Origin of the sequence: Antrihabitans cavernicola (genome assembly GCF_008297975.1) — a bacterium.
Taxonomy (GTDB): domain Bacteria; phylum Actinomycetota; class Actinomycetes; order Mycobacteriales; family Mycobacteriaceae; genus Antrihabitans; species Antrihabitans cavernicola.
The window spans coordinates 336,465-362,309 of sequence record NZ_VLNY01000003.1; the positions used below are offsets into that span (position 1 = coordinate 336,465).

21 protein-coding genes are annotated in these 25,845 nt (G+C 64.8%); 15 read left to right on the top strand and 6 right to left on the bottom strand.

Annotated features, from left to right (window positions below):
- The first annotated feature begins 52 nt into the window (after positions 1-52).
- Positions 53-1,459, top strand: a complete 1,407-nt coding sequence (locus FOY51_RS08830; RefSeq protein ID WP_149429838.1) for an HNH endonuclease signature motif containing protein — start codon at positions 53-55, stop codon at positions 1,457-1,459.
- A gap of 6 nt (positions 1,460-1,465) precedes the next feature.
- Here FOY51_RS08830 and ypfJ read toward each other — a convergent pair whose 3' ends face one another.
- Positions 1,466-2,389 carry a KPN_02809 family neutral zinc metallopeptidase gene (ypfJ, locus tag FOY51_RS08835; RefSeq protein WP_149429839.1) on the bottom strand — a complete coding sequence of 308 codons (924 nt, stop codon included), beginning with the start codon at positions 2,387-2,389 and terminating at the stop codon, positions 1,466-1,468.
- Positions 2,390-2,569: 180 nt separating this feature from the next.
- Here ypfJ and aspS point away from each other — a divergent pair, with 180 nt between their 5' ends.
- Complete coding sequence (gene aspS / locus FOY51_RS08840) at positions 2,570-4,360, top strand: aspartate--tRNA ligase (protein ID WP_149429840.1); 1,791 nt, start codon at positions 2,570-2,572, stop codon at positions 4,358-4,360.
- Positions 4,361-4,445: 85 nt separating this feature from the next.
- Here aspS and FOY51_RS28185 read toward each other — a convergent pair whose 3' ends face one another.
- Positions 4,446-5,540, bottom strand: coding sequence for a DUF2189 domain-containing protein (locus FOY51_RS28185; RefSeq protein ID WP_149429841.1), 1,095 nt, complete (start codon positions 5,538-5,540; stop codon positions 4,446-4,448).
- A 249-nt stretch (positions 5,541-5,789) separates the two neighbouring features.
- On the opposite strand from FOY51_RS28185, the gene FOY51_RS08850 reads away from it, so the two are divergent.
- Positions 5,790-6,968 (top strand): phosphotransferase family protein, encoded by a 1,179-nt coding sequence (locus FOY51_RS08850; RefSeq protein ID WP_149429842.1) that lies wholly within the window; start codon positions 5,790-5,792, stop codon positions 6,966-6,968.
- Positions 6,969-6,988: 20 nt separating this feature from the next.
- Here the strand turns inward: FOY51_RS08850 and FOY51_RS08855 are convergent, their stop codons facing one another.
- Together FOY51_RS08855 and FOY51_RS08860 are read right to left on the bottom strand one after the other, a co-directional pair.
- Positions 6,989-9,049, bottom strand: coding sequence for a M13 family metallopeptidase (locus FOY51_RS08855; protein WP_235916202.1), 2,061 nt, complete (start codon positions 9,047-9,049; stop codon positions 6,989-6,991).
- 88 nt (positions 9,050-9,137) lie between these two features.
- On the bottom strand, positions 9,138-10,409 hold the full coding sequence (locus tag FOY51_RS08860; RefSeq protein WP_235916203.1) for an RNA polymerase sigma factor: 1,272 nt from the start codon (positions 10,407-10,409) through the stop codon (positions 9,138-9,140).
- A gap of 42 nt (positions 10,410-10,451) precedes the next feature.
- Here FOY51_RS08860 and FOY51_RS08865 point away from each other — a divergent pair, with 42 nt between their 5' ends.
- Positions 10,452-11,663 (top strand): nucleoside hydrolase, encoded by a 1,212-nt coding sequence (locus FOY51_RS08865; protein ID WP_187776246.1) that lies wholly within the window; start codon positions 10,452-10,454, stop codon positions 11,661-11,663.
- Positions 11,664-11,669: 6 nt separating this feature from the next.
- Here the strand turns inward: FOY51_RS08865 and FOY51_RS08870 are convergent, their stop codons facing one another.
- Positions 11,670-12,065: a YciI family protein gene (locus FOY51_RS08870; protein ID WP_149429845.1), complete on the bottom strand. Its 396-nt coding sequence runs from the start codon at positions 12,063-12,065 to the stop codon at positions 11,670-11,672.
- 112 nt (positions 12,066-12,177) lie between these two features.
- Here FOY51_RS08870 and FOY51_RS08875 point away from each other — a divergent pair, with 112 nt between their 5' ends.
- The 10 genes from FOY51_RS08875 (at position 12,178) to FOY51_RS08920 (ending at position 23,945) form a co-directional block, all read left to right on the top strand.
- Positions 12,178-13,527 (top strand): replication-associated recombination protein A, encoded by a 1,350-nt coding sequence (locus FOY51_RS08875; protein ID WP_371830426.1) that lies wholly within the window; start codon positions 12,178-12,180, stop codon positions 13,525-13,527.
- Positions 13,528-13,637: 110 nt separating this feature from the next.
- A complete protein-coding gene (gene alaS / locus FOY51_RS08880; protein WP_149429847.1) occupies positions 13,638-16,322 on the top strand; it encodes an alanine--tRNA ligase in 2,685 nt (894 codons plus the stop codon).
- A gap of 16 nt (positions 16,323-16,338) precedes the next feature.
- Positions 16,339-16,887, top strand: a complete 549-nt coding sequence (gene ruvX / locus FOY51_RS08885; RefSeq protein WP_149429848.1) for a Holliday junction resolvase RuvX — start codon at positions 16,339-16,341, stop codon at positions 16,885-16,887.
- Entirely contained in the window at positions 16,884-18,668 is a 1,785-nt protein-coding gene (gene mltG, locus FOY51_RS27530) for an endolytic transglycosylase MltG (protein WP_149429849.1), read from the top strand. The genes ruvX and mltG overlap by 4 nt, the downstream gene beginning before the upstream one ends.
- Complete coding sequence (locus tag FOY51_RS08895) at positions 18,658-19,470, top strand: shikimate dehydrogenase (RefSeq protein WP_235916204.1); 813 nt, start codon at positions 18,658-18,660, stop codon at positions 19,468-19,470. The genes mltG and FOY51_RS08895 overlap by 11 nt, the downstream gene beginning before the upstream one ends.
- Before the next feature lie 120 nt (positions 19,471-19,590).
- Positions 19,591-20,013 carry a prepilin peptidase gene (locus FOY51_RS08900; protein ID WP_149430042.1) on the top strand — a complete coding sequence of 141 codons (423 nt, stop codon included), beginning with the start codon at positions 19,591-19,593 and terminating at the stop codon, positions 20,011-20,013.
- Positions 20,014-20,082: 69 nt separating this feature from the next.
- Positions 20,083-21,270: a chorismate synthase gene (gene aroC, locus FOY51_RS08905; protein WP_149430043.1), complete on the top strand. Its 1,188-nt coding sequence runs from the start codon at positions 20,083-20,085 to the stop codon at positions 21,268-21,270.
- Between the two features lie 32 nt (positions 21,271-21,302).
- Complete coding sequence (locus tag FOY51_RS08910) at positions 21,303-21,860, top strand: shikimate kinase (protein WP_149429851.1); 558 nt, start codon at positions 21,303-21,305, stop codon at positions 21,858-21,860.
- A 1-nt stretch (position 21,861) separates the two neighbouring features.
- Positions 21,862-22,977: a 3-dehydroquinate synthase gene (gene aroB / locus FOY51_RS08915; RefSeq protein ID WP_235916205.1), complete on the top strand. Its 1,116-nt coding sequence runs from the start codon at positions 21,862-21,864 to the stop codon at positions 22,975-22,977.
- Positions 22,978-23,108: 131 nt separating this feature from the next.
- Positions 23,109-23,945, top strand: coding sequence for an LLM class flavin-dependent oxidoreductase (locus tag FOY51_RS08920; protein WP_149429852.1), 837 nt, complete (start codon positions 23,109-23,111; stop codon positions 23,943-23,945).
- Here the strand turns inward: FOY51_RS08920 and FOY51_RS08925 are convergent.
- Positions 23,942-24,649 carry a B-4DMT family transporter gene (locus tag FOY51_RS08925; protein WP_149429853.1) on the bottom strand — a complete coding sequence of 236 codons (708 nt, stop codon included), beginning with the start codon at positions 24,647-24,649 and terminating at the stop codon, positions 23,942-23,944. The two genes, FOY51_RS08920 and FOY51_RS08925, sit on opposite strands and share 4 nt — an antisense overlap.
- 72 nt (positions 24,650-24,721) lie before the next feature.
- Here FOY51_RS08925 and FOY51_RS08930 point away from each other — a divergent pair, with 72 nt between their 5' ends.
- On the top strand, positions 24,722-25,828 hold the full coding sequence (locus FOY51_RS08930; protein ID WP_149429854.1) for a M24 family metallopeptidase: 1,107 nt from the start codon (positions 24,722-24,724) through the stop codon (positions 25,826-25,828).
- Positions 25,829-25,845: the final 17 nt, after the last annotated feature.

Below are 25,845 nucleotides of genomic sequence, written 5' to 3' on the forward strand. Positions count from 1 at the left end.
GGATGATTCCGGCTTGAATTGCGTGTCGGTGCCCACCGCTATAATTTCGCACATGAGTTCGATAGCGGGTGAGGTGACGTTCAGCGATCCGGGTATCGCTGACGCGCTCGCCGCTGTCGACACCGGAATGAGTGTGCTCGCGCAGTCGGCGACGGATGCGTTGTCGAATCGGGACCGTGTCCTCGTGTTGCAACAGATGGAAACCTGGTTCCGGATGATCCCCGGGATCGGGCACACCCTGATCAACCAACTGCACGAACAACGCGGTGACGGCACCGTCGGTGAAGCCAACGTCTGTCAACTGCTGCAGTCGGCGTTACGGATCTCTCCGACCGATGCGGGCCGGCGGGTGCGGGCAGCGAAAGAACTCGGCACCCGCACCACGATGACCGGTGAGACCGTCGAACCGGACCTGGTGAACACTGCTGCCGCGCAACGCGACGGTGCTGCCGGTACCGATCATGTGCGGGTGATCCGCCGCTTCCTGCACCAGCTGCCGGCCGCGGTCGATACTGGTACCCGGGCGCAGGCGGAAGCCGAGTTGGCCGGGTTGGCGCGGGAGTTGCGGCCCGACGAGTTGGGTAGAGCGGCGGAACGGTTGGCGGTCTACCTCAACCCGGACGGGACGCTGGCCGATGAGAACGATCGGGCGAGGCAACGCTGTTTCCGGATGGGTCCGCAAGGGCCGGACAAGATGTCGACAGGCAGCTTCGTTGCCGACCCCGAACTACGCGCCTATTTGGAAGCGGTCTTCGCGAAGTACGCGAAACCCGGTGTGTGCAATCCGGAGGATCCGGCCCCGATCGTCGACGACGACCCCGAACCCGCGGTCGCGCAACGCGATACCCGCTCCACCGGCCAACGCCAGCACGACGCACTCAAAGCGATGTGCCGGGCGATGCTCGCCTCCGGGCAGCTCGGCCAGCATCGTGGACTACCGGTGACCACGATCATCAGCATGACCCTGCAGGAGTTGGAGACTGCGTCGGGTGTCGCCGTCACCGGTGGCGGCAGCCTGATCCCGATCCGCGACGCCTTACGGATGGCGCGGCACGCGCACCATTACCTCGCAATTTTCGACGACCGTGGTCGACCGTTGTATCTCGGCCGGAGCAAACGTGTCGGATCCGGTAATCAACGGATCGTGTTGCATGTTGCCGACGGCGGTTGCACCTTCCCCGGCTGCCCGAAACCCGGCTACCTCTGTCAAACCCACCACGGGCGCAAGGACTGGGCGCAGGGGGGTGAAACCAACATCGACGAACTCACCTTCGCGTGCGACGAACACCACCCCCTGGCCGGAGCTGCTGACACCGACTGGCACACCATCATCGCCGGCCCCGACGACCCCTACCCAGGACGCACGTACTGGATACCACCCACACATATCGACCCAACCCGAAAACCCAGAATCAACCACTACCACCACCCCGGCGAATACCTCACCAGGTCAGGATGACGCTTGTTAACCCCCGTTGGGGTTGCTCAGATCACGGGCCGAGAAGGTGTCGCACTGGTTCAGCTGGCCGCTGCGATATCCGGCGATGAACCACTTCTGCCGCTCTTCCGACGAACCGTGCGTCCAGCTCTCCGGGTTGACGCGGCCGCGCGAGGCTTGCTGGATGCGATCGTCGCCGACGGACGATGCAGCGGAGAGCGCATCGCGAATGTCGTTGTCGGTCAACTTCACCAGGAACGGCTTGTTGGTGCCCGGTGCGGGAATTGTGTCGGCGTAGTTGGCCCAGATGCCTGCATAGCAATCGGCCTGCAGTTCGGTGCGGACGGATGCCGAGTCGGCACCTTGCGGATCCGACTGCGCGCGTCCGATGTTGCCCAGCTGATTCTGGATGTGGTGACCGATTTCGTGGGCAACCACGTACTCCTGTGCCAACGGCCCGCCGCTGGAGCCGAACTGGTCGACAAGTTCCTGGAAGAAGCTGGTGTCGAAGTACGCCGTCTGATCCGTCGGGCAGTAGAACGGGCCGACGGCCGTAGTGGCCTGGCCGCAGCCGGTATTCACCGAGCCCGAGAACAGATGAACGGCCGGCTTCACATACTGAACGTTCGCCTGCTTGGGGAGCTCCGTGCCCCACACGGAGTCGAGGCTGAGTGCAGTTCCGAGAATGCGGCAGCTGAGATCGGTGTTCGCCGTGTCGCTGGTGGTGCACTGCGAGAGGCTGCCGCTGGGGCCCTGTTGAGTCTGATCCGCTTGCGCACCAGTGAGATTGCCGAGGACCGATCCGGGATCGCCGCCGAACAGGAGCGTGAGAATCAGCAGGATGATGCCGCCGGCACCGCCGCCGAGCGCTACCTTGCCGCCCATTCCACCGCCGCCACCACCGACCGAGACACGGCCCGGGTCCATCTGCATGCCCTCGTTGAAGGTCATCGTCCACGCTTTCTCGTGTGCTGAGACTTTCGATCGCTCAGTCGTTTCAGTGCGGAGGCCGAACCTGGTGCGCGATACAGCTTCCCACGTCGAAGCCGATATCGGGTTCCACTCGCTCGAGAAGTCTCCGTAGGATCTCAGACTGTCGGGAAGCTGAAACGAACTTTCGAAGGGAATCTTGTGCTGCGCACCCATTTGGCCGGCTCGTTACGGGGCGATCATGTCGGAAAGACGGTCACGCTGACCGGTTGGGTTGCGCGGCGCCGAGATCATGGCGGTGTGATCTTCATCGATCTCCGCGACGCATCTGGGGTCGCCCAGGTGGTTTTCCGTGAAGGCGAGCCCGCTGAGCAGGCACATCGTCTGCGCGCGGAGTACTGCGTGAAGGTCACCGGGATCGTCGAGGCACGGCCCTCGGGCAACGAGAACCACGAGATCCCGACCGGTGCCATCGAGGTCAACGCGACCGTTCTCGAGGTCCTCAACGAGAGTGCGCCGCTGCCGTTCCAGCTCGACGAGCAGCCCGGCGACGAGGCGCGGTTGAAGTACCGCTACCTGGATTTGCGTCGTGAGGGGCCGGGTAAGGCCATCCGGCTGCGGTCGAAGGTCAATGCTGCGGCTCGTGATGTGTTGGCGCACCACGAGTTCGTCGAGGTCGAGACCCCCACGCTGACCCGGTCCACGCCCGAGGGGGCGCGCGACTTCCTGGTCCCTGCCCGATTGCAGCCAGGCACGTTCTACGCGCTGCCGCAGAGCCCGCAGTTGTTCAAGCAGCTGCTGATGGTCGGCGGCGTCGAGCGGTACTACCAGATCGCACGCTGCTACCGCGACGAAGATTTCCGCGCCGACCGGCAGCCCGAGTTCACGCAGCTCGACATCGAGATGAGCTTTGTGACGCAGGACGATGTGATCCTGCTGGCCGAGGAGATCCTCGCTGCTCTGTGGAAGCTGGTCGGCTACGACCTCGCGCATCCGATCCAGCGGATGACCTACGCGGAAGCGATGCGTCGTTTCGGTTCGGACAAGCCCGATCTGCGATTCGGCGTCGAGATCACCGAGTGCACCGAGTACTTCGCGAACACGCCGTTCCGGGTCTTCCAGGCGCCCTATGTCGGTGCCGTGGTGATGCCGGGTGGTGCGAGCCAGCCGCGGCGTGAGCTCGATCGCTGGCAGGACTGGGCGAAGCAGCGCGGCGCCAAGGGTCTGGCCTACGTGTTGGTCGGTGAGGACGGCACTCTCGGTGGGCCGGTGGCGAAGAACCTGACCGACGACGAGCGGGCCGGTCTCGCCGCGCACGTCGGCGCGAAGCCCGGTGACTGCGTGTTCTTCGCCGCCGGTCCGATCAAGGCGCAGCGTGCGTTGCTCGGCGCTGCACGTGGCGAGATCGCCCGCAAACAGGGATTGATCGACGAGAACCAGTGGGCCTTCGTCTGGATCGTCGACGCGCCGCTGTTCGAGCCCGCGGCCGAGGCAACTGCGAGTGGTGATGTGGCACTGGGGCATTCGGCATGGACGGCGGTGCACCACGCCTTCACCTCGCCGAAGCCGGAGTACCTCGATACCTTCGACGCCGATCCCGGATCGGCGGCCGCCTACGCCTACGACATCGTCTGCAACGGCAACGAGATCGGTGGCGGCAGTATTCGTATCCACCGCAAGGACATTCAGGAACGCGTCTTCAAGGTGATGGGCATCTCCCACGACGAGGCGCAGGAGAAGTTCGGTTTCCTCCTCGACGCCTTCGCATTCGGCGCACCGCCGCACGGCGGCATCGCGTTCGGTTGGGATCGCATCACCGCATTGCTCGCCGGCGTGGATTCGATCCGCGACGTGATTGCGTTCCCGAAGTCCGGTGGCGGTGTCGACCCGCTCACCGACGCACCTGCCGCGATCACGGCACAGCAGCGCAAGGAATCGGGCATCGACGCGAAACCTGCCGAACGAAAGCCGGACGCACCGGCGTCCGAGTAAGCCGAAGCCTACGACGAAGAGGCCTACGACGAAACGGTCCCCGCGATGATCATCGTGGGGACCGTTTCGTTCGGTCGTGGTGCTGTCAGGCGGTCGGCGGGGAGATCGGTCCCTTGACGAGCACCCGGTATGCGTAGGTGCTGGCGATCGCCGCAACGGGGGCCGCGACGAACAAGCCGACGCAGCAGAGCAGTGCGCCGACGAAGAGAATGGCCACGAGAGCGAGTGCCAGCAGTGCGACGTCGGCGATGTGCTCGCGAACCAGGTTGTAGCTCGACTTCAGTGCGGTGACCGCGTCCTGACGCTGATCGACGACGAATTGGAATACGAACAGCGTGAAGAAAGACACTGCGATGGTCCACAGCAGCGACAGCACGAGGCCGAACCCGCCGAGCAGCTGCAGCAGGCTGCCGATAGCGCCGAGAACACCGACCAGCAGGCCTGCGATGGCGATGTTGCCGACGTTGTCGAACTGGAAGAAGTCGCCGAATCCGGGGCGACGGCCGTCGACCTCGTGCAACGCGCCTCGCACGAACGCGGCGTGAACGAAGGCGGTGACCAGCGATGTCAGGATGCCGCCGATCAGCGTCAACCCTGCCGACGGCGCATTCCCGTTTCCGCTGATCGCGCTCGCCGCACCGAACGGAATCTGGATGGCGAGGATGATGACCAACGTCACCAGCATCATCAGGATCCAGATACCGGCGTTGTTCTTGAACTTGTTCCAGCCGTAGCTCAGAGACTGGCCGACATCGAGCTTGTTCGGGGCGCTGAAGCTGGGCGGCTGGTTCTGACCGCTACCCGTCGGGTACTGGGGCGGGTAGTCGCCGCCACCGAAACCGCCGCCACCTGCGCCGTACTGAGGCTGGCCGTACTGCGGGGGTTGCTGACCGTACTGCGGAGGCTGCTGGCCGTACTGCGGCGGCTGGTTACCGTAGCCACCACCCGCGGGCGGTTGCTGTCCGTATGGTTGCTGACCGTACTGCGGGGGCTGCTGGCCGTACTGCGGCGGCTGGCTGCCGTAACCACCTGCGGGCGGGTACTGGGGTGGCTGCTGCTCGTGACGTCCTGCGCCGGCGTCGCCCGAGTCCGGGTACGACGGGAACTGGCGTGTTTCGTCGGTACCGTCGCCGGTCGGCTCGTTGGGGCCGTCGTTGCGCGGCGGTGGGTAGTCAGTCATCGGATCGAGTCCTTAAGTCGGTATCGAATCGGGCTCTCAGTGGATTCTCAGCAAAGCGAACCCGACCCGATCACCCGTGTCAAGGACGCCGCGCCGGACGGAAACCGCAGGCCGCCCCGGCAATCGGTCTGTTTCGAGCCGTGGTCACCCAACGGTTACGAATTTGCAACCTGAGATCGGTGCTGGTCACCGCAGCAGGGGATTGCGTAGCGCGCACACTCGACATCGAGACAGGTAGGTTGGACTCCGATGACCGCACTTTTGGCAGAACGCACAGCCGAGGTCGTGGCCGCAGCCGAGTTGCTGCTGGCGAAACGAATGGGCGCACCCGTCAAACTCGTCGATCCAGTCGAGTTGGGCGGAAGTGGTCGCACAATCGTCCTCCGAGTTCGGGTGGCGGACAACGCATATTCACTTCCGCGCACCCTCATCGTGAAGCAGGTCAGCGACGGTGCGCTCGACTCGTTGGACGGTTTCGGAGCCGAACCAGGCATCGGGAGCATCGACTCGGCGTTTCTGCACGAAGCGGTGTCGTACCAATTCGCGACCGCGCTGGCTCAGGTCAACAGACCGGGACCCGACCTGCTCGCGCACGATCTGGACGCGCGGCTGCTCATCCTCAGCGACCTTGTCGGGGGCACCCGGCTGACGACAGTTCTGCAGAATTCGGTGGAGCCGGCCGCGGGAAATTCGTTGATGGCGTTCGCACAGGCTCTCGGCCGATTGCATGCTGCAACGGTCGGACGTGAACACGACTTCACCGCCCTGATGCGGCGCGCCGAGGTTGCTCATCAGACCGAAGCGATCACGGCTCAGGCGACGGCAGCGATCAGCGCAGTTCCCGCACTCCTGAAGCAACACGTCGGTGTCACCGTGCCGGTCGAGCTCGACGAGTTCGCCAAACACGCATCGCGGCTGTTCGGCGGTGGCCGATTTCGTGCGTTCAGCCCGTCCGATCTATGCCCCGACAACGTGATCGTGAACGACGACGGCATTCGGTTCCTCGACTACGAGTGGGGTGGGTTCCGCGACGCCACACTCGACATCGCCTATGCGCTGGTCTCGTTCCCCGGATGTCTCTGCTACTACGACCTGTCGCGCGATCGCGCGCAGGCGATGATCGAGGCATGGCGTGCCGAGGTGGTCGGAATGTGGCCGCAACTCGTCGACAACGACCTGCTGCGCGCCAAGATTCTGGAGGCGCAACTGGTGTGGGTCTGGCTGACCACCTACTGGTTCCTGCCCGACGATCACACCCGGATCGCTGCCGTCCGCGAGCATCGACTCTCGGTTCCGCGCTCCGACGCACTGATTTCGCGATGGGACACGCTCGGCACGTCCGCAGACGAAGCGGGTCGGGCGGACATCGCCGAGTTCGCGCACGGCGTCGCAACGGCCATCGAAGCGCAGCGACTCACCAAACCTTGAGCCTCACCAAACCTTGAGCCTCACCAAACCCTGACCCGATCTTGCTCCGGTAGAAACTCCTTGTCGGTCGCCTTGACGTCGAATGCGGCATAGAAGTCGGGCACGTTGCGCACCACCTGATTGCAGCGGAACTCCGTCGGCGAGTGTGGATCGGTTGCCAGCCCCTGAATCTGTGCTTCCTTGCGTTCCTTTCCGCGCCAGATACGACCCCACGACAGGAACACGTCCTGCAACTTCGGGGTGTTGCCCGCCTTCTGCTCGGCGATCTTCAGCGCGGCCAACGAGATGGACAGACCGCCGAGATCGGCCAGGTTCTCGCCGATCGTCAGTGCACCGTTGACGTGCTGTGTCGGTGCCAGCCCAGCAGGGACCAGCGCTTCGTATTGGGCGATCAAGGCCTTGGTCTTGGTGTCGAATGCCGCTCGGTCCTGGGGTGTCCACCAGTCACGTAGCAATCCGTCACCGTCGAAGGTCGATCCCTGATCGTCGAAGCCGTGCCCGATCTCGTGCCCGATCACTGCGCCGATGCCGCCGTAGTTCATCGCCGGTTCGGCATCGGGGCTGAAGAAGGGCGATTGCAGAATCGCGGCCGGAAAAACGATTTCGTTGTAGCTGGGGTCGTAGTACGCATTAACGGTCTGTGGCGTCATCTGCCACTCGTCCTTGGTCACCGGCGTTCCCAGTTTCGCGAGCTGTCGCGCGCTCTCGAAGCTGTTGCCGGCCCGGACGTTTGCGACGATCTTGTCCTTCTCGATCTGGAGCTTCGAGTAGTCCCGCCACTTGTCGGGGTAGCCGATCTTGGTCGTGATCTTGCCGAGCTTCTCGATCGCTGCCTTGCGGGTCGGTTCGGTCATCCAGTCGGAGGTGTCGAAGCTGTTCTTGTATGCGGCAAGCAGATTGCCGACCAAGTCGTCGGCCTGCTTCTTGGCGTCGGCGGGGAAGTGGGCAGCCACGTACTTCTTGCCCAGCGCTTCGCCGAGCAACTTGTCGACCGTGGTGATGCCCTCTTTCCACCGATCCGGCTGTTGTTGAACACCTTTGAGGGTCTTGCTGAAGAAGTCGAACTTCGCGTCCGCGATATCCTTCGCCAGGTATTCGCCATAGCTGCGAATCACACTGATACGCAGGTAATCGCGCAGACCTTCGATGTCCGTCGCGGTCCACACACCCGCGACGTGGGTGAGGAACGACGGCTCGGCGACGATGACCGTAGCGAACTTCGTCGCGTCTCCACCCACCGACTTCGCCCAGGTCTCGAAATCGAAACCTGGAGCGAGAGTGGGCAATTGATCCCACGGGAACGGGTTGTAGGTGGCAACGCTGTCCCTGGTCCGCACGTTGTCCCAATGGCCGGCGGCGATGGCGGTCTCGATCGCGAGCACGCGGTCACCGATGCCTGCGGAGTTGGGTAGAGCCGCGAGTCGGCCGATGGTGTCGACGAACGTCCGGTACTTGTCGCGTTGTTCAGCGTAGTCGGGTTCGCGGTAGTACGACTCGTCCGGCAGGCCGATGCCCGACTGCGCAAGGTTGGCAACGTATCGGGTGGGGTTCTTGGCGTCCGGGTAGACGTCCAATTCGATCAGACCGACGGCGCCACCGGTTGTCATCGTCCCCATCACCGTGATCAGGTCGGACTTGTTCTGCGCCTTGGTGATTGCATCGAGCAGGTCGGCGATCGGTTGGGTTCCGGCCCTGTCGATCGCTGCCGTGTTCAGGTAGCTGCCGTACAGATCACGGATCTTCTGTTCATCGGATCCGGAATCGGCGGAATTGATGCCTTCGATGATTTTGCGAAGGTTCTCCTGCGCTTGATCGTCGAGTTCGTCGAATGCGCCGAAGCGCGACTTGTCGGCGGGAATCGTGTAGTCGTTCAACCACTTGCCGTTGACGTGACGGAACAAGTCGTCTTGGGGGCGGATGGCGTCGTCGGCGCCGGACAGGTCGGGTGTGAGCGGCGCCTTCGGCTCGTCCGTCGTTCGCGTGCATGCCGCGACGGCACCAGCGGCGGCGAGTCCGGCGACCGCGGAAAGAAATCGGCGACGGTCGAGCATTGACTCGGCGATGGACATGCGCGCTGGCATCAGCGGCCCCCTTGCTGATCGATGGTCTTCGCTCTCTTGCGGGCGAACCCTACCCATCCACGCGTCGGCGCGCCGGGACCTGATCCGGCTACAGGGCCCGCGCTCGACAGTCGTCGGCGCGCGCGAGCAGCAAGGTCCGTTCGCGCTCGTTCTTCGTCAGCGCGGCCGCGCTTTCGAACTCCGCTCGTGCCTCGTCGTATCTCTCGAGTTTGGCAAGGAAGTCGCCGCGCACGCTCGGGAGCAGGTGATATCCGCTCAACGAGCCGTCCGCGACCAATCGATCCGCCACCTCCAGGCCCGCGGCGGGGCCGAACGCCATCGAGAGTGCGACGGAACGATTCAGCTCGATGATGGGCGAATTGTCCCGCTCCGAGAGTTCTGCGTAGAGCGCCGCGATCCGCGCCCAATCGGTGTCTTCTGGAGTGCGAGCCCGGGCGTGGCACGCGGCGAGTGCGGCCTGCATCGCGTAGTTGCCACGCACCGGCGCCAGCGACTCGGCCGATTCCAGGGCGCCGAGACCACGTCGAATCGCCAGGTGGTCCCACCGCCCGCGGTTCTGATCCAGCAGCAGGATCGGCTCGCCCGACGGGCCGGTCCGGGCAGCGGTGCGCGACGCCTGGATCTCCATCAGGGCAACCAAGCCGTGCACTTCGGCCTCTGTCGGCATCAACCCGGCAAGGATGCGACCGAGCCGCAGTGCCTCCGCGCACAGTTCCGGGCGCATCCAATCGTCGCCCGCGGTCGCCGAGTAGCCCTCGTTGAACACCAGGTAGATGGCCTCGAGTACCGATGCCAGGCGGGCGGGAAGTTCGTCGGCTGCAGGCACTTCGAATGGGACGTCGGCATCAGCAAGAGCGCGTTTCGCTCGGACGATGCGCTGTGCGACAGTCGATTCCGATACCAGGAATGCGCGGGCGATCTCACCGGTCGTGAGGCCACCCAGTAACTTCAGCGTCAGCGCAACCCGCGCCTCGGTCTTGAGGACGGGGTGGCACGAGATGAACATAAGCCGCAGCAGATCGTCTTCGATCTGCCCGTCGAGCGTGGCGTCCACGTCGGCACCGTCGCTTGCCTGCTGAATCTCGAGATCGTGCGCGATTTCCTGATGTTTACGGTCGAGGCGTTCCTGGCGCCGAAATCGGTCGATGGCTCGGCGTTTCGCGGTGGTCATCAGCCAGGCGCCGGGATTGCGCGGAACGCCCTGCTCCGGCCACTGCTCCAGGGCGGCAACCAACGCGTCCTGCGCCAGTTCTTCGGCGAGCCCGACGTCGTGCACCATCCGGGTCAAACCGGCGATCACGCGCGCCGATTCGATTCGCCAGACCGCGTCGATGCTGCGATGGGTATCGGTGACCGTCACGATTTACCATCACAGCACATCCGTCACACCTACTCTGTCGTCGTGACCGATCTGCGCAGCATCGCGACTCGACTCGCTGTGGCCTCGTTCGTGCTGACTCTCGCGTGCGGAAGCGGGATCGCATCGGCCGCACCGGGTTCCGACACGACGGTGCGGGAAGTGCCGAAGGTCATCTTCGATGGTGACGTGGGCCCGGACCCCTGCGACTTCAGCGCGCTGGCGATGGCGCACAACCTGCATCAGGCCGGTGAAATCGACCTGCTCGGCTTCATGTCGACCATGCCGGAGCCCAGCAACGTCGAAGTCATGGACATCTTCGATCGCTGGTACGGACATCGAATTCCGATCGGCACGTTCGAAGATCCGTCGGATCTGGGGTACGACCGCTTCGTGCGGCCCTCGTCCGAATTGGCGAACGGTCTGTTCCCGGCCAGCCGGACCATCGCCGCGCACTATGCGGGCTGGCATCCGCAGACCATCGATTCGGTGCCCGACAGCGTCAGCCTCTACCGGAAACTGCTGGCGGGCGAGCAGGATCACAGCGTCACCATCCTGACGACCGGTCAGCTCTACAACATCAAGGCACTGCTGAATTCCGGACCGGACGCCTACTCGCCCGCGAGCGGTATGGATCTGGTGCGGGCCAAGGTGAGCCGCTTCGTGATGATGATCGGCGCGTTCGGAAAGCCCGTGACGGCGGACGATCTCGTGTATTACAACGCGGAGTACAACAACGATCCGCCGAACGCCTTCTTCCCGCTCACCGTGTCACAGCACGCGTCGACCGGCGCGGGTACCGGAGCCGAGTACAACGCGCTGGCTTGGTATCCCGGATTGACGCAGGATGTGTTCGCGAAGTTGGACCGCCTTGATACGCCGAAGATCATCATCGGCAACGAGGAGGGGTGGCGAGTACCTGCCGGCGACGCCTACAACAAGCTGGCGGCCGATCACCCCGTACGGATGGGCTTCTCCGACAACAATGTCGGCCTGCCAGGCGTCGCCAAGAACGATCCCGCCTACGACGAGGTCGCGCTGGTGTATGCGGCACGCGGCTTGGACGGCTACTTCGACCAGACGCCGGGGCATGCGCAGTTCCAGAATCTGGGTACCTCCACCTGGACCGACGATCCTGCGTCACGGAACCTGCGCCTGACGCTCGAAGCAGGCGTCAACGACCACCACGCACTGTCCGATCTGATCGAAAGCCTGGTGATGGGACGCGCGTCCACTTGGCAGTCGCCGGCCGAATGAGGCCGGTCAGGTGTGCGGCTCGAAATCCTGCGGCTCTAAATCCTTAGGCTCTAAATCCTGGAGCTCCATGATGGGCCGAACCTCGACTTCGACGTCGTCGAAGATGTCGGCGAATCTGCTCGCCCACTCGACGGCTTCCTCGGGTGATCTGACGTCCACCATAACGAACCCGGCGATCACCTCTTTCGCCTCGGCATACGGCCCGTCCGTGACCTTCCGTTCGCCGTTGGTCACCGTGATCCGAGTACCTGTGCGTGGATGCTTCAGCCCGTCGGTGGCGAGGAGAACGCCGGCCTTGTTGGCCTGGTCCATGTAGGCGCCCATCTTGGCGACGAACTCGGGGGGCGGCGGATTGGTGTTGTCGTAGTACTCGTCCACCTTGAACACGATCATGTGGCGCATCGCAGCTCCCGTCCTCGGATCCTGTCGTCCGCAGTATTGCGGACGACGACAATGCGTCGAACAACCATCCGCGGAATCGACACGTCGGACCGCGCCGGTAGCGTTTCCGATCGTGAGCGACACCGACGGATTGTTCGATCCGCCGTCCGAACCGGTCGAGGCGGCGGGCGCCGACAGCTTCCGCGCGCCGATTTCCGGGGCGCCGCTCGCCGTTCGGATGCGTCCGGCGTCGCTGGGCGAGGTGGTGGGGCAGCAGCATCTGCTGGGCGAGGGCGCACCGCTTCGCCGGTTGGTCGAGGGGTCGGGTGCAGCATCGGTGCTGCTCTACGGCCCGCCGGGAACCGGAAAGACCACATTGGCGTCGCTGATCTCGCAGTCCACCGGCCGCCGATTCGAGGCGTTGTCCGCGTTGTCGGCGGGCGTGAAGGATGTGCGGGCGGTCATCGACCTTGCCCGGCGCAGGCTCACCGCCGGCGAACAGACAGTGCTGTTCATCGACGAGGTGCACCGGTTCTCCAAAACCCAGCAGGATGCATTGCTCGCGGCCGTGGAGAACCGGATAGTGCTGCTGGTCGGAGCAACGACGGAGAACCCGTCGTTCTCGGTGGTGTCACCGTTGCTGTCGCGATCCTTGGTGCTGCAACTCCAACCGCTGACCGAAGACAACATTCGCACGTTGCTGGCCCGCGCATTGTCCGACGAACGAGGCTACGGCGGCACTTACACCATCTCCGACGACGCGATCGAGCACATCGTGCGGATTGCCGGGGGAGATGCGCGCCGGTCGTTGACGGCGCTGGAGGCGGCTGCCGAGTCCAGCCTCGACGGCGACATCACGTTGGAGTTGGTGGAAGCGAGCGTCGACAAGGCGGCCGTCCGCTACGACCGGGGTGGCGACCAGCATTACGACGTCACCAGCGCGTTCATCAAGTCGATCCGCGGCTCCGATGTCGACGCGGCACTGCACTACCTGGCCCGCATGATCACGGCGGGCGAGGACCCGCGATTCATTGCGCGACGCTTGGTGGTGCACGCGAGCGAGGACATCGGGATGGCAGATCCCATGGCACTGCAAACCGCGTCGGCTGCGGCACAGGCGGTGCAGATGATCGGCATGCCCGAGGCCAAACTTGCGTTGGCGCAGGCCACGATTCACCTTGCGACGGCGCCGAAGTCGGGCTCGGTCGTTGCGGCGTTGGGCGCGGCGATGGCCGACGTCGCGGCTGGTAAGGCTGGAGCCGTACCACCGCATCTGCGCGACGGGCACTATGCAGGTGCCGCGAAGCTCGGCAATGCGCAGGGCTACAAATATCCGCACGACGACCCGGATGGTGTTCTTCCGCAGCAATATCCGCCGGACGAGTTGGTCGGCGTGGACTACTACCAGCCCACCGAGCACGGATCTGAGCGCGGACTCGCCATCCGTATCGGCAAGCTGCGCAGGATTATTCGCGGCCGGTAGGGAATCGCTGATTCCGTGAGATTCCTCCCGGATACCGGTAGGAATCGCAACCGATGGCAACTCGGTGGCGGAAGGTCGTAGCAAGTCCACGACCGGTAACCTGAACTGTTGTGCAGACCCATGAGATTCGACGTCGCTTTCTGGACCATTACGTCCGGGCCGGGCATACCGAGGTGTCCAGCGCATCGCTGATCCTCAACGACCCGAACCTGCTGTTCGTCAACGCAGGCATGGTCCAGTTCGTGCCGTACTTCCTGGGTCAGCAGACACCGCCGTGGGATCGCGCAACCAGTGTGCAGAAATGCGTCCGCACCGGCGACATCGAGAACGTCGGCATCACCACGCGTCACAACACGTTTTTCCAAATGGCCGGCAACTTCAGCTTCGGCGACTACTTCAAGCGTGAAGCCATCTCGTTCGCGTGGAGTCTCCTCACCGACAGCGTCGAGGACGGCGGCTACGGCTTCGATCCCGAACGCCTCTGGGCTACCGCCTACCTCGACGACGACGAGGCGATCGAGCTGTGGAAGGAGATCGCCGGGCTACCGGACGAGCGCATTCAGCGCCGCGGCATGGCCGACAACTACTGGTCGATGGGAATTCCCGGCCCGTGTGGCCCGTGCTCGGAGATCTACTACGACCGGGGCCCCGAGTTCGGCGTCGAAGGCGGCCCCGAGGCCGACGAAGATCGCTACCTCGAAATCTGGAACCTCGTGTTCATGCAAAACGAGCGCGGGGCGGGCACATCGAAAGACAACTTCGAAATTCTGGGTCCGCTGCCGAAGCAGAACATCGATACCGGCCTGGGTGTCGAGCGAGTGGCATTCCTGCTGCAGGGCGTCGACAACGTCTACGAGACCGACCTCGTCCGCCCAGTTATCACCAAGGCGGAAGAGCTGACCGGCCGCACCTACGGCGTGAACAACGAGGACGACGTGCGTTTCCGCGTCATCGCCGACCACGCGCGCACGGCCGTCATGCTCATCGGCGACGGTGTGAACCCCGGCAACGACGGCCGCGGTTACGTGCTTCGGCGGCTGCTGCGTCGGATCGTGCGCTCCGCCAAGCTCCTGGGTGCCGAGCAGCCGACGATGCGTGAGTTGGTCGCCGTTGTGCGTGATGAGATGTCGCCGTCGTACCCGGAGCTGGCAACCGATTTCACGCGTATCGAGACGGTTGCCGTCGGCGAGGAAACGGCGTTTCTGAAGACCCTGACGTCGGGGTCGCGCCTGTTCGAAGGTGCCGCCGACGACGTGAAAGCCAAGACAGCAAGTGGAGGCGGCGCTGTAATTTCCGGAGAGCAGGCCTTCATCCTGCACGACACCTACGGCTTCCCGATCGACCTCACCCTGGAGATGGCAGCCGAAGCCGGGCTGAGTGTCGACGAAGACGGTTTCCGATCGTTGATGGCCGAGCAGCGCAAGCGGGCCAAGGACGACGCGCAGGCCCGCAAGCACGCCCACGCCGATCTGACCGTCTACAAGGAACTGGTCGACCGCGGACCTACCGAGTTCACCGGATTCGCGGAATTGAATTCCGAAGCCACCGTGCTGGCGCTGATCTCCGGTGGCGTCCGGGTTCCGACGGCGGTGGCGGGGGAGTCGGTCGAGGTAATTCTCGATCGCAGCCCGCTCTACGCGGAGTCGGGCGGTCAGATCGCCGATCAGGGTTCGCTCACGGCAACGGGTCTCCGCGCGTCCGTCGACGACGTCCAGAAGATCGCCAAGAAGCTCTGGGTCCACAAGGTGACTGTCGACGAAGGTCAGCTGACCGAGGGCGACGTCGTGCTCGCACAGGTGGATCCACAGTGGCGCCACGGTTCGACGCAGGGTCACTCCGGCACCCACATGGTGCACGCTGCCCTGCGTCAGGTGCTCGGGCCCAACGCCGTGCAGGCCGGGTCGCTGAACAAGCCGGGATACCTGCGTTTCGACTTCAACTGGCAGGGCGGTCTCACCGAATCGCAGCGGGACCAGATCGAGGTCGTCACCAACGACGCGGTCGGCGCCGACTTCCCGGTCAACACCTTCGTCACCGATCTGCAGAAGGCCAAGGAGATGGGCGCGATGGCGCTCTTCGGTGAGAACTACGGCGACGAGGTCCGCGTCGTGGAAATCGGTGGCCCGTTCTCGATGGAACTCTGCGGCGGTACGCACGTGCAGCATTCGTCGCAGATCGGTCCGGTGACCATCCTCGGCGAATCGTCGGTGGGCTCGGGTGTGCGACGAGTCGAGGCTTTCGTCGGACTCGACTCCTATAAATACCTCGCGAAGGAGCGGGCACTGCTGGCCGGCGTGGCTTCGTCGTTGAAGGTGCCGTCGGAGGAAGTGCCCGCACGCGTCGAGCAGTTGGTGGAACGGCTCCGCGTGGCGGAAAAGGAACTCGACAAGACCCGGATGAACGCAGCGTTGTCCGGCGCGAGCGGGTACGTCGAGAAGGCCGAGCGCCTCGGTGCGCTGAAGTTGGTGGCCGCTGCGGCCCCGGACGGCGTGACCGGAAACGACCTCCGGACGCTCGCAACCGACATCCGCGGCCGATTCGGTTCCGATCCCGCGGTGGTAGTGCTTCTCGGCACCGCGGACGGCAAAGTGCCGTTCGTTGTCTCCGCTAACAAGGCCGCCCAGGACCTGGGCGTGAAGGCAGGCGAGCTGGTCGGCAGCTTCGGCCCCGCGATCTCCGGTCGCGGTGGTGGAAAAGCAGAGATGGCGCAGGGATCGGGATCCGACCCGTCGGGCATAGATGCAGGTCTGAGCGCCGTCCGCGCCCGGGTCGCCGAGCTTGCTGCCGGTAGCTGATCGAGGGTCGACAAACGTGAGCGTGCGACCCGACAGGCCCGGCGACGACGACCCGGGGCGGGGGCGGCGGATCGGAATCGATGTCGGAAGTGTCCGTATCGGCGTCGCGTCGTCGGACCCCGACGGGATCCTCGCGACGCCCGTCGAAACCGTCGCGCGAACAAAGGACGATTCGAGAAACGCGTCCGATATTCGACGTATTGCCGAGATCGTGGTGGAGTATGAGGCCGTCGAGGTGATTGTCGGCCTGCCGCAGACCCTCCGGGGTGAACACGGCAAGGCGGCGGTTCTCGCGACGCGGTTCGGGGATCGACTCCGTGAACTACTCGCACCGATACCAATTCGTTATTCGGACGAGCGGTTGACTACGGTGTCAGCAACGCGCGCTTTGCAAGCAAGTGGTGTGCGGGCAAAAGGTCAGCGAAATGTGATCGACCAGGCAGCGGCGGTATCGATTCTGCAGGGTTGGCTGGACGAACGAAGCGCAGTGGCAGCACGCAACGCAACTCACACCGAGGCAGTGTCGACAAAGGCGCTGCCGACGAAGGCAAGGGACGATCTGTGAACAACCGTTGGACGCCGACAGAGCGCCGCGACAGCGAGCACGACCGACCCGACCTCCGCCAGGACACCGGTTGGCGCGAGTACGACGCACCCGAGCAGCCGTACCAGGGCGGCCACCGACGTGACGATGTGCCGCCGCAGCAACCGCACTACGACGACGGCCACCGATACGAACAGGCGCGATACGAACAGGCGCCGAGGCACTCGGACTACGGGCGCACCGACTACTACGCTCCCGAGCAGCCCCAGTACGAGCAGCCCCAGTACGACCAGCAGCACTACGACCAGCCCCAGTACGAGCAACCTGACCACGGGCAGCAGCAGTACGACGAGCCGCGGTATGACCATTCCGGCTATGCGCAGCCTCAGCACAGGCAGCCCGAATACGACGAGCACTACGACGAGCCGCCACGTGCCCAGCACTACGACGACCACTACGGCGTTCCGGCCGACGACTCGCACGGCAACGAGAACGGCCGATACGAGTACGAGTCGTCGAATCACGACTACGACCGCGCCGAGCATCTTGCCGAGCCCCAGCACTACGCAGCAGCCGAGCCGGACCCCGAACCGGTAGCAGCGGCAGTCCCGCCACGTACGCGGAGTCGTTCCCGTCGCGCCAAGGCCACCGCTCGCAAGAAGCGCGGCCGCGCGATCATGGCGATCGCGGCGGCGGTCGTCCTGCTGTTCGGTGCCGCGGTTGCCTATGCCGCGGTCAGGTACTTCGACCGGCCCGAGGTTGCGGCAGACTTCACCGGCGCCGGTGGCGACGATGTGATCGTGCAGGTGAAGGACGGCGACACCGCCGACCAGATCGCAACCGAGATGGCGAGCAAAGGCGTCACGGCGAGTGCGTCCGCCTTCTTCGAGGCTGCCGTGAAGAACACCGCAATGAACGGGGTTCAGCCCGGCTTCTATTCCGTTCCGTCCAAGGTTCCGGCTGCGAAAGCTGTTGCGGCCCTGGTCGATCCGTCTTCGCGCGTCGGTGAGGTGGTGCTCTCCGAGGGTCGCCAGCTCCATGATTCCAGCGACGTGAAGACCGGCGCGACCAAGGAAGGCATCTACCGGAAGATCGCGGCCGCAAGCTGCATCAACGAGGGCGCCACCAAGAAATGCGTGTCCTACGACGATTTGAATGCTGCGGGCGCGAGCACGGACCTGGCGTCGTTGGGCGTTCCGGATTGGGCGGCGGACAACGTTCGTAAGGTGCCGGACCGCGATCGCCAGTTGGAGGGCCTGATCGCTGCGGGCTCACTGAACTTCGATCCGAGTCTGTCGGCCAAGGACATTTTGAAGCAACTGGTCACCGACAGCACCTCGAAGTACGAGCAGACGGGCATCCTCAACAGCGACAAGGCCGACGGAAACCTGTCGCCGTATCAGAAGTTGACGGCTGCGTCGCTGGTGGAGCGCGAATCCTTGCCGCAAGACTTCGGCAAGGTCGCTCGAGTGATCGTCAACCGCCTTGCGGTGAACCAGCCGCTGCAGTTCGACTCCACGGTGAACTACTCGCTGGATCAGACCGAGGTAGCTACCACCGATGCCGATCGGCAGAAGGTGACACCGTGGAACACCTATGCAAGCCCCGGTCTGCCCGCGACGCCGATCTCTGCGCCGAGCATCGATGCGCTCAAGGCGGTGGAAGCACCCACACCGGGTAATTTCCTGTACTTCGTCACGATCGACAACCAGGGCACCACGCTGTTCACCGACAACTACGACGAGCACCTGCGCAACATCGAGCGGGCCAACGACAGCGGGATCCTCGAGAGTGGTCGCTGACCGTAAGGCAGCGGTGCTGGGCAGTCCGATTGCCCACTCCCGCTCGCCACAGCTGCATCTCGCGGCCTACGCGGCGCTGGGGCTGACGGGCTGGACGTACGACCGGATCGAATGCGACGCCGAGGCACTGCCCGGGTTGGTGTCCGGACTCGGCCCCGAATGGGTGGGGCTGTCGGTGACCATGCCCGGCAAAGTTGCTGCGTTGCGTTTCGCGGACGAGCGGAGTGAACGGGCAGTCCTCGCGGAATCCGCCAACACTCTGGTGCGTACCGAATCGGGTTGGCGGGCGGACTGCACGGATGTCGACGGGGTTCGGGGGGCCTTGAACGACGGCGGCGTCGACAGTCTGCACAACGCCGATGTGGTGGTGATCGGTGCAGGTGGAACCGCCCGACCTGCGTTGATCGCATTGGCCGAACTCGGTGCGAGTGGTGTCACGGTCGTTGCCCGTAGCGCCGATCGGGCCGGGAGCGCACTCGATCTCGCCGAGCACTTGGGCATGACCGCGCAGGTGATCGGGTTGGATCCCGATGCGGTGGCCGATGTCTGCGGCAGGGCGAAGGCAGTGGTCAGCACAGTCCCCGCGGATGCGGCTGCCGCAATCGCGTCGTCGGTCGCGCGAGCTCCGGTGGTACTCGACGCGATCTACAACCCGTGGCCGACGCCGCTGGCGCAGGCCTGCGACGCAGCCGGTTCGACGGTGGTCAGTGGATTGCAGATGCTGTTGAACCAGGCGTTCGGCCAGGTGGAGCAGTTCACCGGACAACCGGCGCCCAAGGCGGCGATGGCCGCGGCGTTGTAATAGCGGTCTCGTACAGTACGTGTGAAAGTCGCGTTGTTCACAACGGTCCGATCTATCCACAGATGTTGCTACCGCGCACTTTTCGACCCGAGATTCGAGCAGCCTGAACTGGTGCTCGCAATGCTGGCCCTCACGATCTGGTGCCTCTCTCTGTCCATTGTCGATATCGCCGAACGCCGGCTGCCGAACGTTCTGACTGTGCCCGGTGCGCTGGCGGTGGTCGGCTACGGCTCGGCCCTCGGTCAAGTCCGCGCTGCTGTCGTCGGGGGATCGATACTGGCAGTGGCGTACTTGCTTCTCCACGTCATGGCACCGCACTCCCTCGGTGCCGGGGACGTGAAACTTGCCGTCGGCCTCGGCGCTGCGGCGGCGTTGGGCGGACCCGATTGCTGGGTACTTGCAGCGCTGCTCGCGCCGATCGGCACCGCGGCAGCGGGCGTGATCGTTCTGATTCGGCGGGGTGACGAGGGTCGTCGCGCCGGCATCGCGCACGGTCCGTCGATGTGCGCAGCCACTCTGGTCGCGCTGTGTTCGTACGGATGACACCGCGTTCGTACGGGTGACACCGGCCGCGTGGTCGGCGAACCGGTTCGTCATGGAAGGATGATGGGCGTGTTGCGATGGACTACTGCAGGAGAATCCCACGGTCCGGCCCTCATCGCCCTGTTGGAGGGCATGGTTGCCGGTGTCGAGCTGACGTCGAAGGACATTGCCGATCAGCTGGCACGGCGACGCCTCGGCTACGGCCGCGGGGCACGCATGAAGTTCGAAGCCGACCAGGTCACGATCGTCGGTGGTGTGCGCCACGGTAAGACCCTCGGGGGCCCCATCGCCATCATGGTCGGCAACACCGAATGGCCCAAGTGGGAGACCGTCATGTCGGCCGATCCGGTCGATCAGGCCGTGCTCGCCGATCTTGCGCGCAACGCCCCGCTCACGCGGCCACGACCGGGCCATGCCGACTTCTCCGGCATGCTGAAGTACGGCTTCGACGACGCGCGGCCGGTACTCGAGCGCGCGAGCGCCCGTGAGACCGCTGCCCGTGTTGCGGCAGGAACGGTTGCCCGCGGATTCCTGCGGCAGGCCTTGGGCGTCGAGGTCATCTCGCATGTGGTCTCCATCGGAACCGCCGCGTCGGCCGACGGCATCGTTCCCACGCCCGAAGACATCGACGCGATCGATGCCAGCCCGGTGCGTGCGGCGTCCAAAGAGGCCGAAGTAGCCATGATCGCGGAAATCGAGGCGGCCAAGAAGGACGGCGATACGCTCGGCGGCGTCGTCGAGGTTGTCGTCGCCGGTCTGCCGGTAGGCCTCGGCTCGTTCATCAGCGGCGACAACAGGCTCGATTCCCGGTTGGCAGGCGCCCTGATGGGCATTCAGGCCATCAAGGGCGTCGAGGTCGGCGACGGATTCGAAACGGCACGCCGACGCGGTAGCCAGGCGCACGACGAGATCAGGCCCGGTCCTGACGGTGTCATGCGGTCGACCAACCGAGCAGGCGGGCTCGAAGGCGGCATGACCAACGGCGAGCCACTTCGCGTACGCGCCGCGATGAAGCCGATCTCGACGGTTCCGCGGGCGCTTGCGACCGTCGACATGTCCACCGGCGAAGAGGCTGTCGCCATCCATCAGCGCTCCGACGTGTGTGCCGTGCCTGCCGCGGGCGTGGTTGCCGAAACCATGGTGGCCCTGGTGGTCGCCCAGGCGACCCTGGAAAAGTTCGGCGGCGATTCGCTCGGCGAGACCATCGCCAACATCGACGGCTACGTCAAGGGCAATTCCGCCCGACCACCGCGGTGATCCCGTCGCGGCCGATCTCGCAAGGCCGGAGCGTGCGACGGAAAGCTCCGACGCCGCGAGCAGTGCTTGTCGGCCCGCCCGGTGCGGGCAAGTCGACGATCGGCCGTCGTCTGGCCCACGCGCTGGAGGTCGACCTCTTCGACACCGACGTAGCGATCGAACGCGAGACCGGCCGGACCATCGCCGACATCTTCGCGGTGGACGGTGAGCCCGCGTTCCGCAAGATCGAGGAACGCGTAGTCCGTGAGGCAGTGCTGCGGGAACGCGGCATCGTGTCGCTCGGCGGCGGGGCCATACTGTCGCGCGCGACCCGCAATCTACTCAGAGATCGCACCGTGGTGTACCTGGAGATCAGTGTCGCCGAAGGCCTACGCCGAACCGGATCGAACAACAATCGGCCGCTGCTCGCCGGCGACAACGGGTCGAAGTACCGCGCGATGATGCGCCGACGCAGGCCCCTCTATCGCGAGGTCGCCACCATCCGCGTCCGCACCGACGGCCGCAGCCCCGGCCGTGTCGTCAAACAGATCCTGTCCAAACTGAACGTGCCAGGCGACGCCGCAGGCCGGAGCACAGAATCGGAGTCATGACGTGAACGAGCAGGACGTGGTAACTGTCCAGGTGCGCACAGCCGACCCGTACCCCATCATCATCGGTCGCGGGTTGCTCGGTGAGTTGGTCGAGGAATTGAAGGGCACGCGCACGGTCGCGATCTTCCATCAGCCGCCGCTCGCCGAGACTGCCGAGGCTGTGCGAAGTGCGTTGGCAGAGACTGGAATCGACGCTCATCGGATCGAGATTCCGGATGCCGAAGCTGGCAAGGAACTCGCTGTCGCGGGGTTCTGCTGGGAAGTGCTGGGCCGGATCGGGCTGACGCGCAGCGACGCCGTCGTGAGTCTCGGTGGCGGCGCTGCAACCGATCTCGCCGGCTTCGTCGCCGCCACGTGGATGCGCGGAGTTCGGATAGTGCATGTGCCGACGACTCTGCTTGCGATGGTGGACGCGGCGGTCGGCGGCAAGACCGGTATCAACACCGAGGCCGGCAAGAACCTGGTCGGCTCGTTCCACGAACCGGCGGCCGTACTCGTCGACCTCGCAACACTGGAAACGGTGCCGCGCAACGAGATCGTGGCCGGCATGGCCGAGATCGTGAAGGCAGGCTTCATCGCGGATCCGGTGATCCTCGACCTGATCGAGCGAGATCCGGAGGCCGCCCTCGATCCGTCTGGATCGGTACTCCCGGAACTGGTCCGGCGCTCCATCGAAGTCAAGGCCAAGGTGGTTGCCGCGGATCTGCGCGAGTCCGATCTGCGCGAGATTCTCAACTACGGGCACACGCTGGGGCACGCGATCGAGCGGCGCGAAAAGTATCGGTGGCGCCACGGCGCCGCCGTGTCCGTCGGTCTGATGTTCGCGGCCGAATTGGGCAGGCTCGCAGGGCGTCTCGACGACGCGACCGCCGATCGACACCGCACGGTGCTGGAAAGCATCGGGCTGCCGACCAGCTACGACGCAGATGCATTCACGCAGTTGCTCGAGGGTATGCAGACCGACAAGAAGAACCGATCGGGAATCCTGCGCTTCGTCGTGCTCGACGGTCTTGCGAAACCGGGCCGCCTCGAAGGGCCGGATCCCTCGCTGCTTGCGGCCGCGTATTCGGCCATCGCACGCGAGGACAGTCCCGGCGGCGGCGCGGTTCTGCTCTAGCCGATACACTTCGACTACTCCAGTCAGTTCGTCCCACAAGAGCTACGCCGCAGAACGTGGGACACGGCCCCCGATGATGGGTCCGGAGGGGCGGTATCGATACCGCACACCCTCATGAAGGAGTAAATGCAATGAACGTAGGTCTCGGCCTTCCCATCGGTGATCCGGTCGCACTGCTCGAGTGGGCCCGCCTCGCCGATGCAGGCCCGTTCAGCTCGCTCGGCCTGCTCGATCGACTGGTCTTCGACAATCCCGAACCGATGATCGCGCTCGCCGCCATCGCCGGAGCCACCTCACGAATCAGAATCCAGACCGAGGTGTTGCTTGCGCCGCTGCGTGAGACGGCACTGCTCGCGAAGCAGGCGGCAACGCTCGACCGAATGTCCAACGGCCGCTTCACTCTTGGCCTTGGTGTCGGTGGCAGAGCTGACGATCATGCTGCCGCGGGGATCGAGCTGAAGACGCGTGGGCGTCGGCTCGATCGGCAGATGGACGAGTTGCGGGCGATCTGGTCGGGGGAGTCGGGAATCGGTCCAGCCCCATATCGACCGGGCGGCCCGGAGGTGTTGTTCGGCGGGTTCGCACCGGAAGCCATCGAGCGCGTGGCCCGCTCGGGTGACGGGTTTCTCGGTGCAGGCCTGGGCCCGGCCCACATGAGCGGCAGGTTTCGCGATGTCGAAGCATCGTGGGTGCAGGCCGGGCGTGCGGGTTCACCTCGGTTGGTCGCGCAGATCAACGTGGCGTTGGGCAATTCGCGCGTGGTCGACGACGCACGGACTGCTCTAGCCGAGTACTACGCGTTCACCGGCAACGCCGCGTACATGGTCGACGGAATGTTGGTGTCGCCGAACGAAATCGGCGACGCGGTTGCCGCGTACAGCGCCATCGGTGCGGACGAGGTGATGCTGTACTGCTGGTCGGCCGACGTCGGGCAGGTCGACCGGCTCGGGGCACTACTGCCGAACTAGTCCCTGCGCTCGGTCGGAGGCTGCCAGGTCTGCTGCTCGTGCCTGCCGGTCGACTCGTTGTAGTCGGTCTCTTCCGGCTCGCCGTAGTAGGTGTCGACGGACTGCGTCTCGCCCGAGTATCGGTCGCTCGCGTAGTTCTCGTCGGCATAGTTTCGGTCGGAATAGTTGTCCTCGGAGAAGTAGCCCTCGGACGGCTGGGGGACCGGTTCGGCCGATCCGGCACCTGCGCCGACGGCGACCGGCGCCGCCTGCTGGGCCTTTTGCGCCTTCTCTGCCTTGCGGTCCTTGCGGCTGGCCAGCCAACGACCGAGCGCGACTCCGATCAGAGCGGGGATGAAGATCAGCAGAATGGTCCAGGCCGCGCCGGAGGTGAGTTCGAAGAACAACGGGTTGTCCCCGAGATCGAACTTCGGTGCCTGGTCCACGATCCAAGAGACCGCGCCGGCAACCAGACCACCGAGGACGGCGGCCTTCAGCCACAACATGGTCAGGTCGGCGCCACGCTCCGGATCGGGGTTCTTGCGGCGATCTCGCCTGCCGTCGAAGAAGCCCCACACAATGCCGAGCAGCACCATCACGGCGACCGACAGCCAACGCAACGGCGATCCGTGCAGTGGCCATTCGGAGATGGCCAGTCCCAGCACGGTCCTGATGACAACGTTTACCAACGCGAGACCGAGTCCGCGCACCAACCATCCACTCATGGGGACAGCGTAGTCATACGGGTGTCACCTTGTGTCCGAGCCCACAGACTGGTTCGGAGGTACGTTGACACGATGTCTGCCGACTATGCGAAGAGACGTCAGTCCTTGCGAGCTTTGGTCGCCGAGCAAAGCGCGGAATCAGGTGTCGATGCGCTGCTGATCACGGACCTGCTCAACATTCGCTATCTCACCGGCTTCACCGGTTCCAACGCCGCTCTGCTCGTCGATGTGTCCGATTCGCAAGCAGCCGAGGACAACACGATCATCTGCACCGATGGCCGATACCTCACCCAAGTAGCGGAGCAGGTGCCCGATCTGCGTGCCGAGATCGACAGGGCCAGCGCCAATCGGCTCCTCGAGCTCGCAGCTGGAGCGGGCACGCTCGGCTACGAGTCTCATGTGGTGACCGTGGATCAGTATCGGCGTTTTGCGGATCTGTTCGACGGAGATCTGGTTCGGACGCCCGGCCGCGTCGAAGAATTGCGGATGGTGAAGGACGACCATGAAGTGGAGCTGCTGCGTGAAGCCTGCGCCGCGGCCGATGTCGCGCTCGCCGATCTGATCGGCGGCGGCGGTATCCGGCCCGACCGCACCGAACGTGAAGTGGCCCGTGAGCTGGAGTTTCTGATGCTCGAGCGCGGTGCCGACGGGATTGCCTTCGAAACCATCGTCGCAACCGGAGCCAACTCGGCGATTCCGCATCACCGGCCGACCGACGCGGTGCTGGCGGCCGGCGATTTCGTCAAGCTCGACTTCGGCGCCATGGTCGGCGGCTACCACTCGGACATGACGAGGACCTACGTATTGGGTTCGGCCTCCGATTGGCACAGGGACGTCTACGACCTGGTCGCCCGGTCGCAGGCTGCGGGCCGGGCCGCGCTGAAACCCGGTATGCCGGTCGCCGACGTGGATGCCGCATCGCGGTCCGTCATCGAGGACGCCGGATTCGGGGACCTGTTTCTGCACGGTCTCGGGCACGGCGTCGGACTCGAGATCCACGAAGCGCCGGGAATCGGTAAGGCCGGGACCGGTACACTTCTCTGCGGCGCGGCAGTAACCGTCGAACCAGGTGTGTATTTCTCCGGGCGCGGAGGCGTCCGGATCGAGGACACCCTCGTTGTGCGTGAGCAGGATCCGGAGCTGCTCACCCTCACAAGCAAAGACCTGACCGTCCTATGACGGTGACCATGACAAAG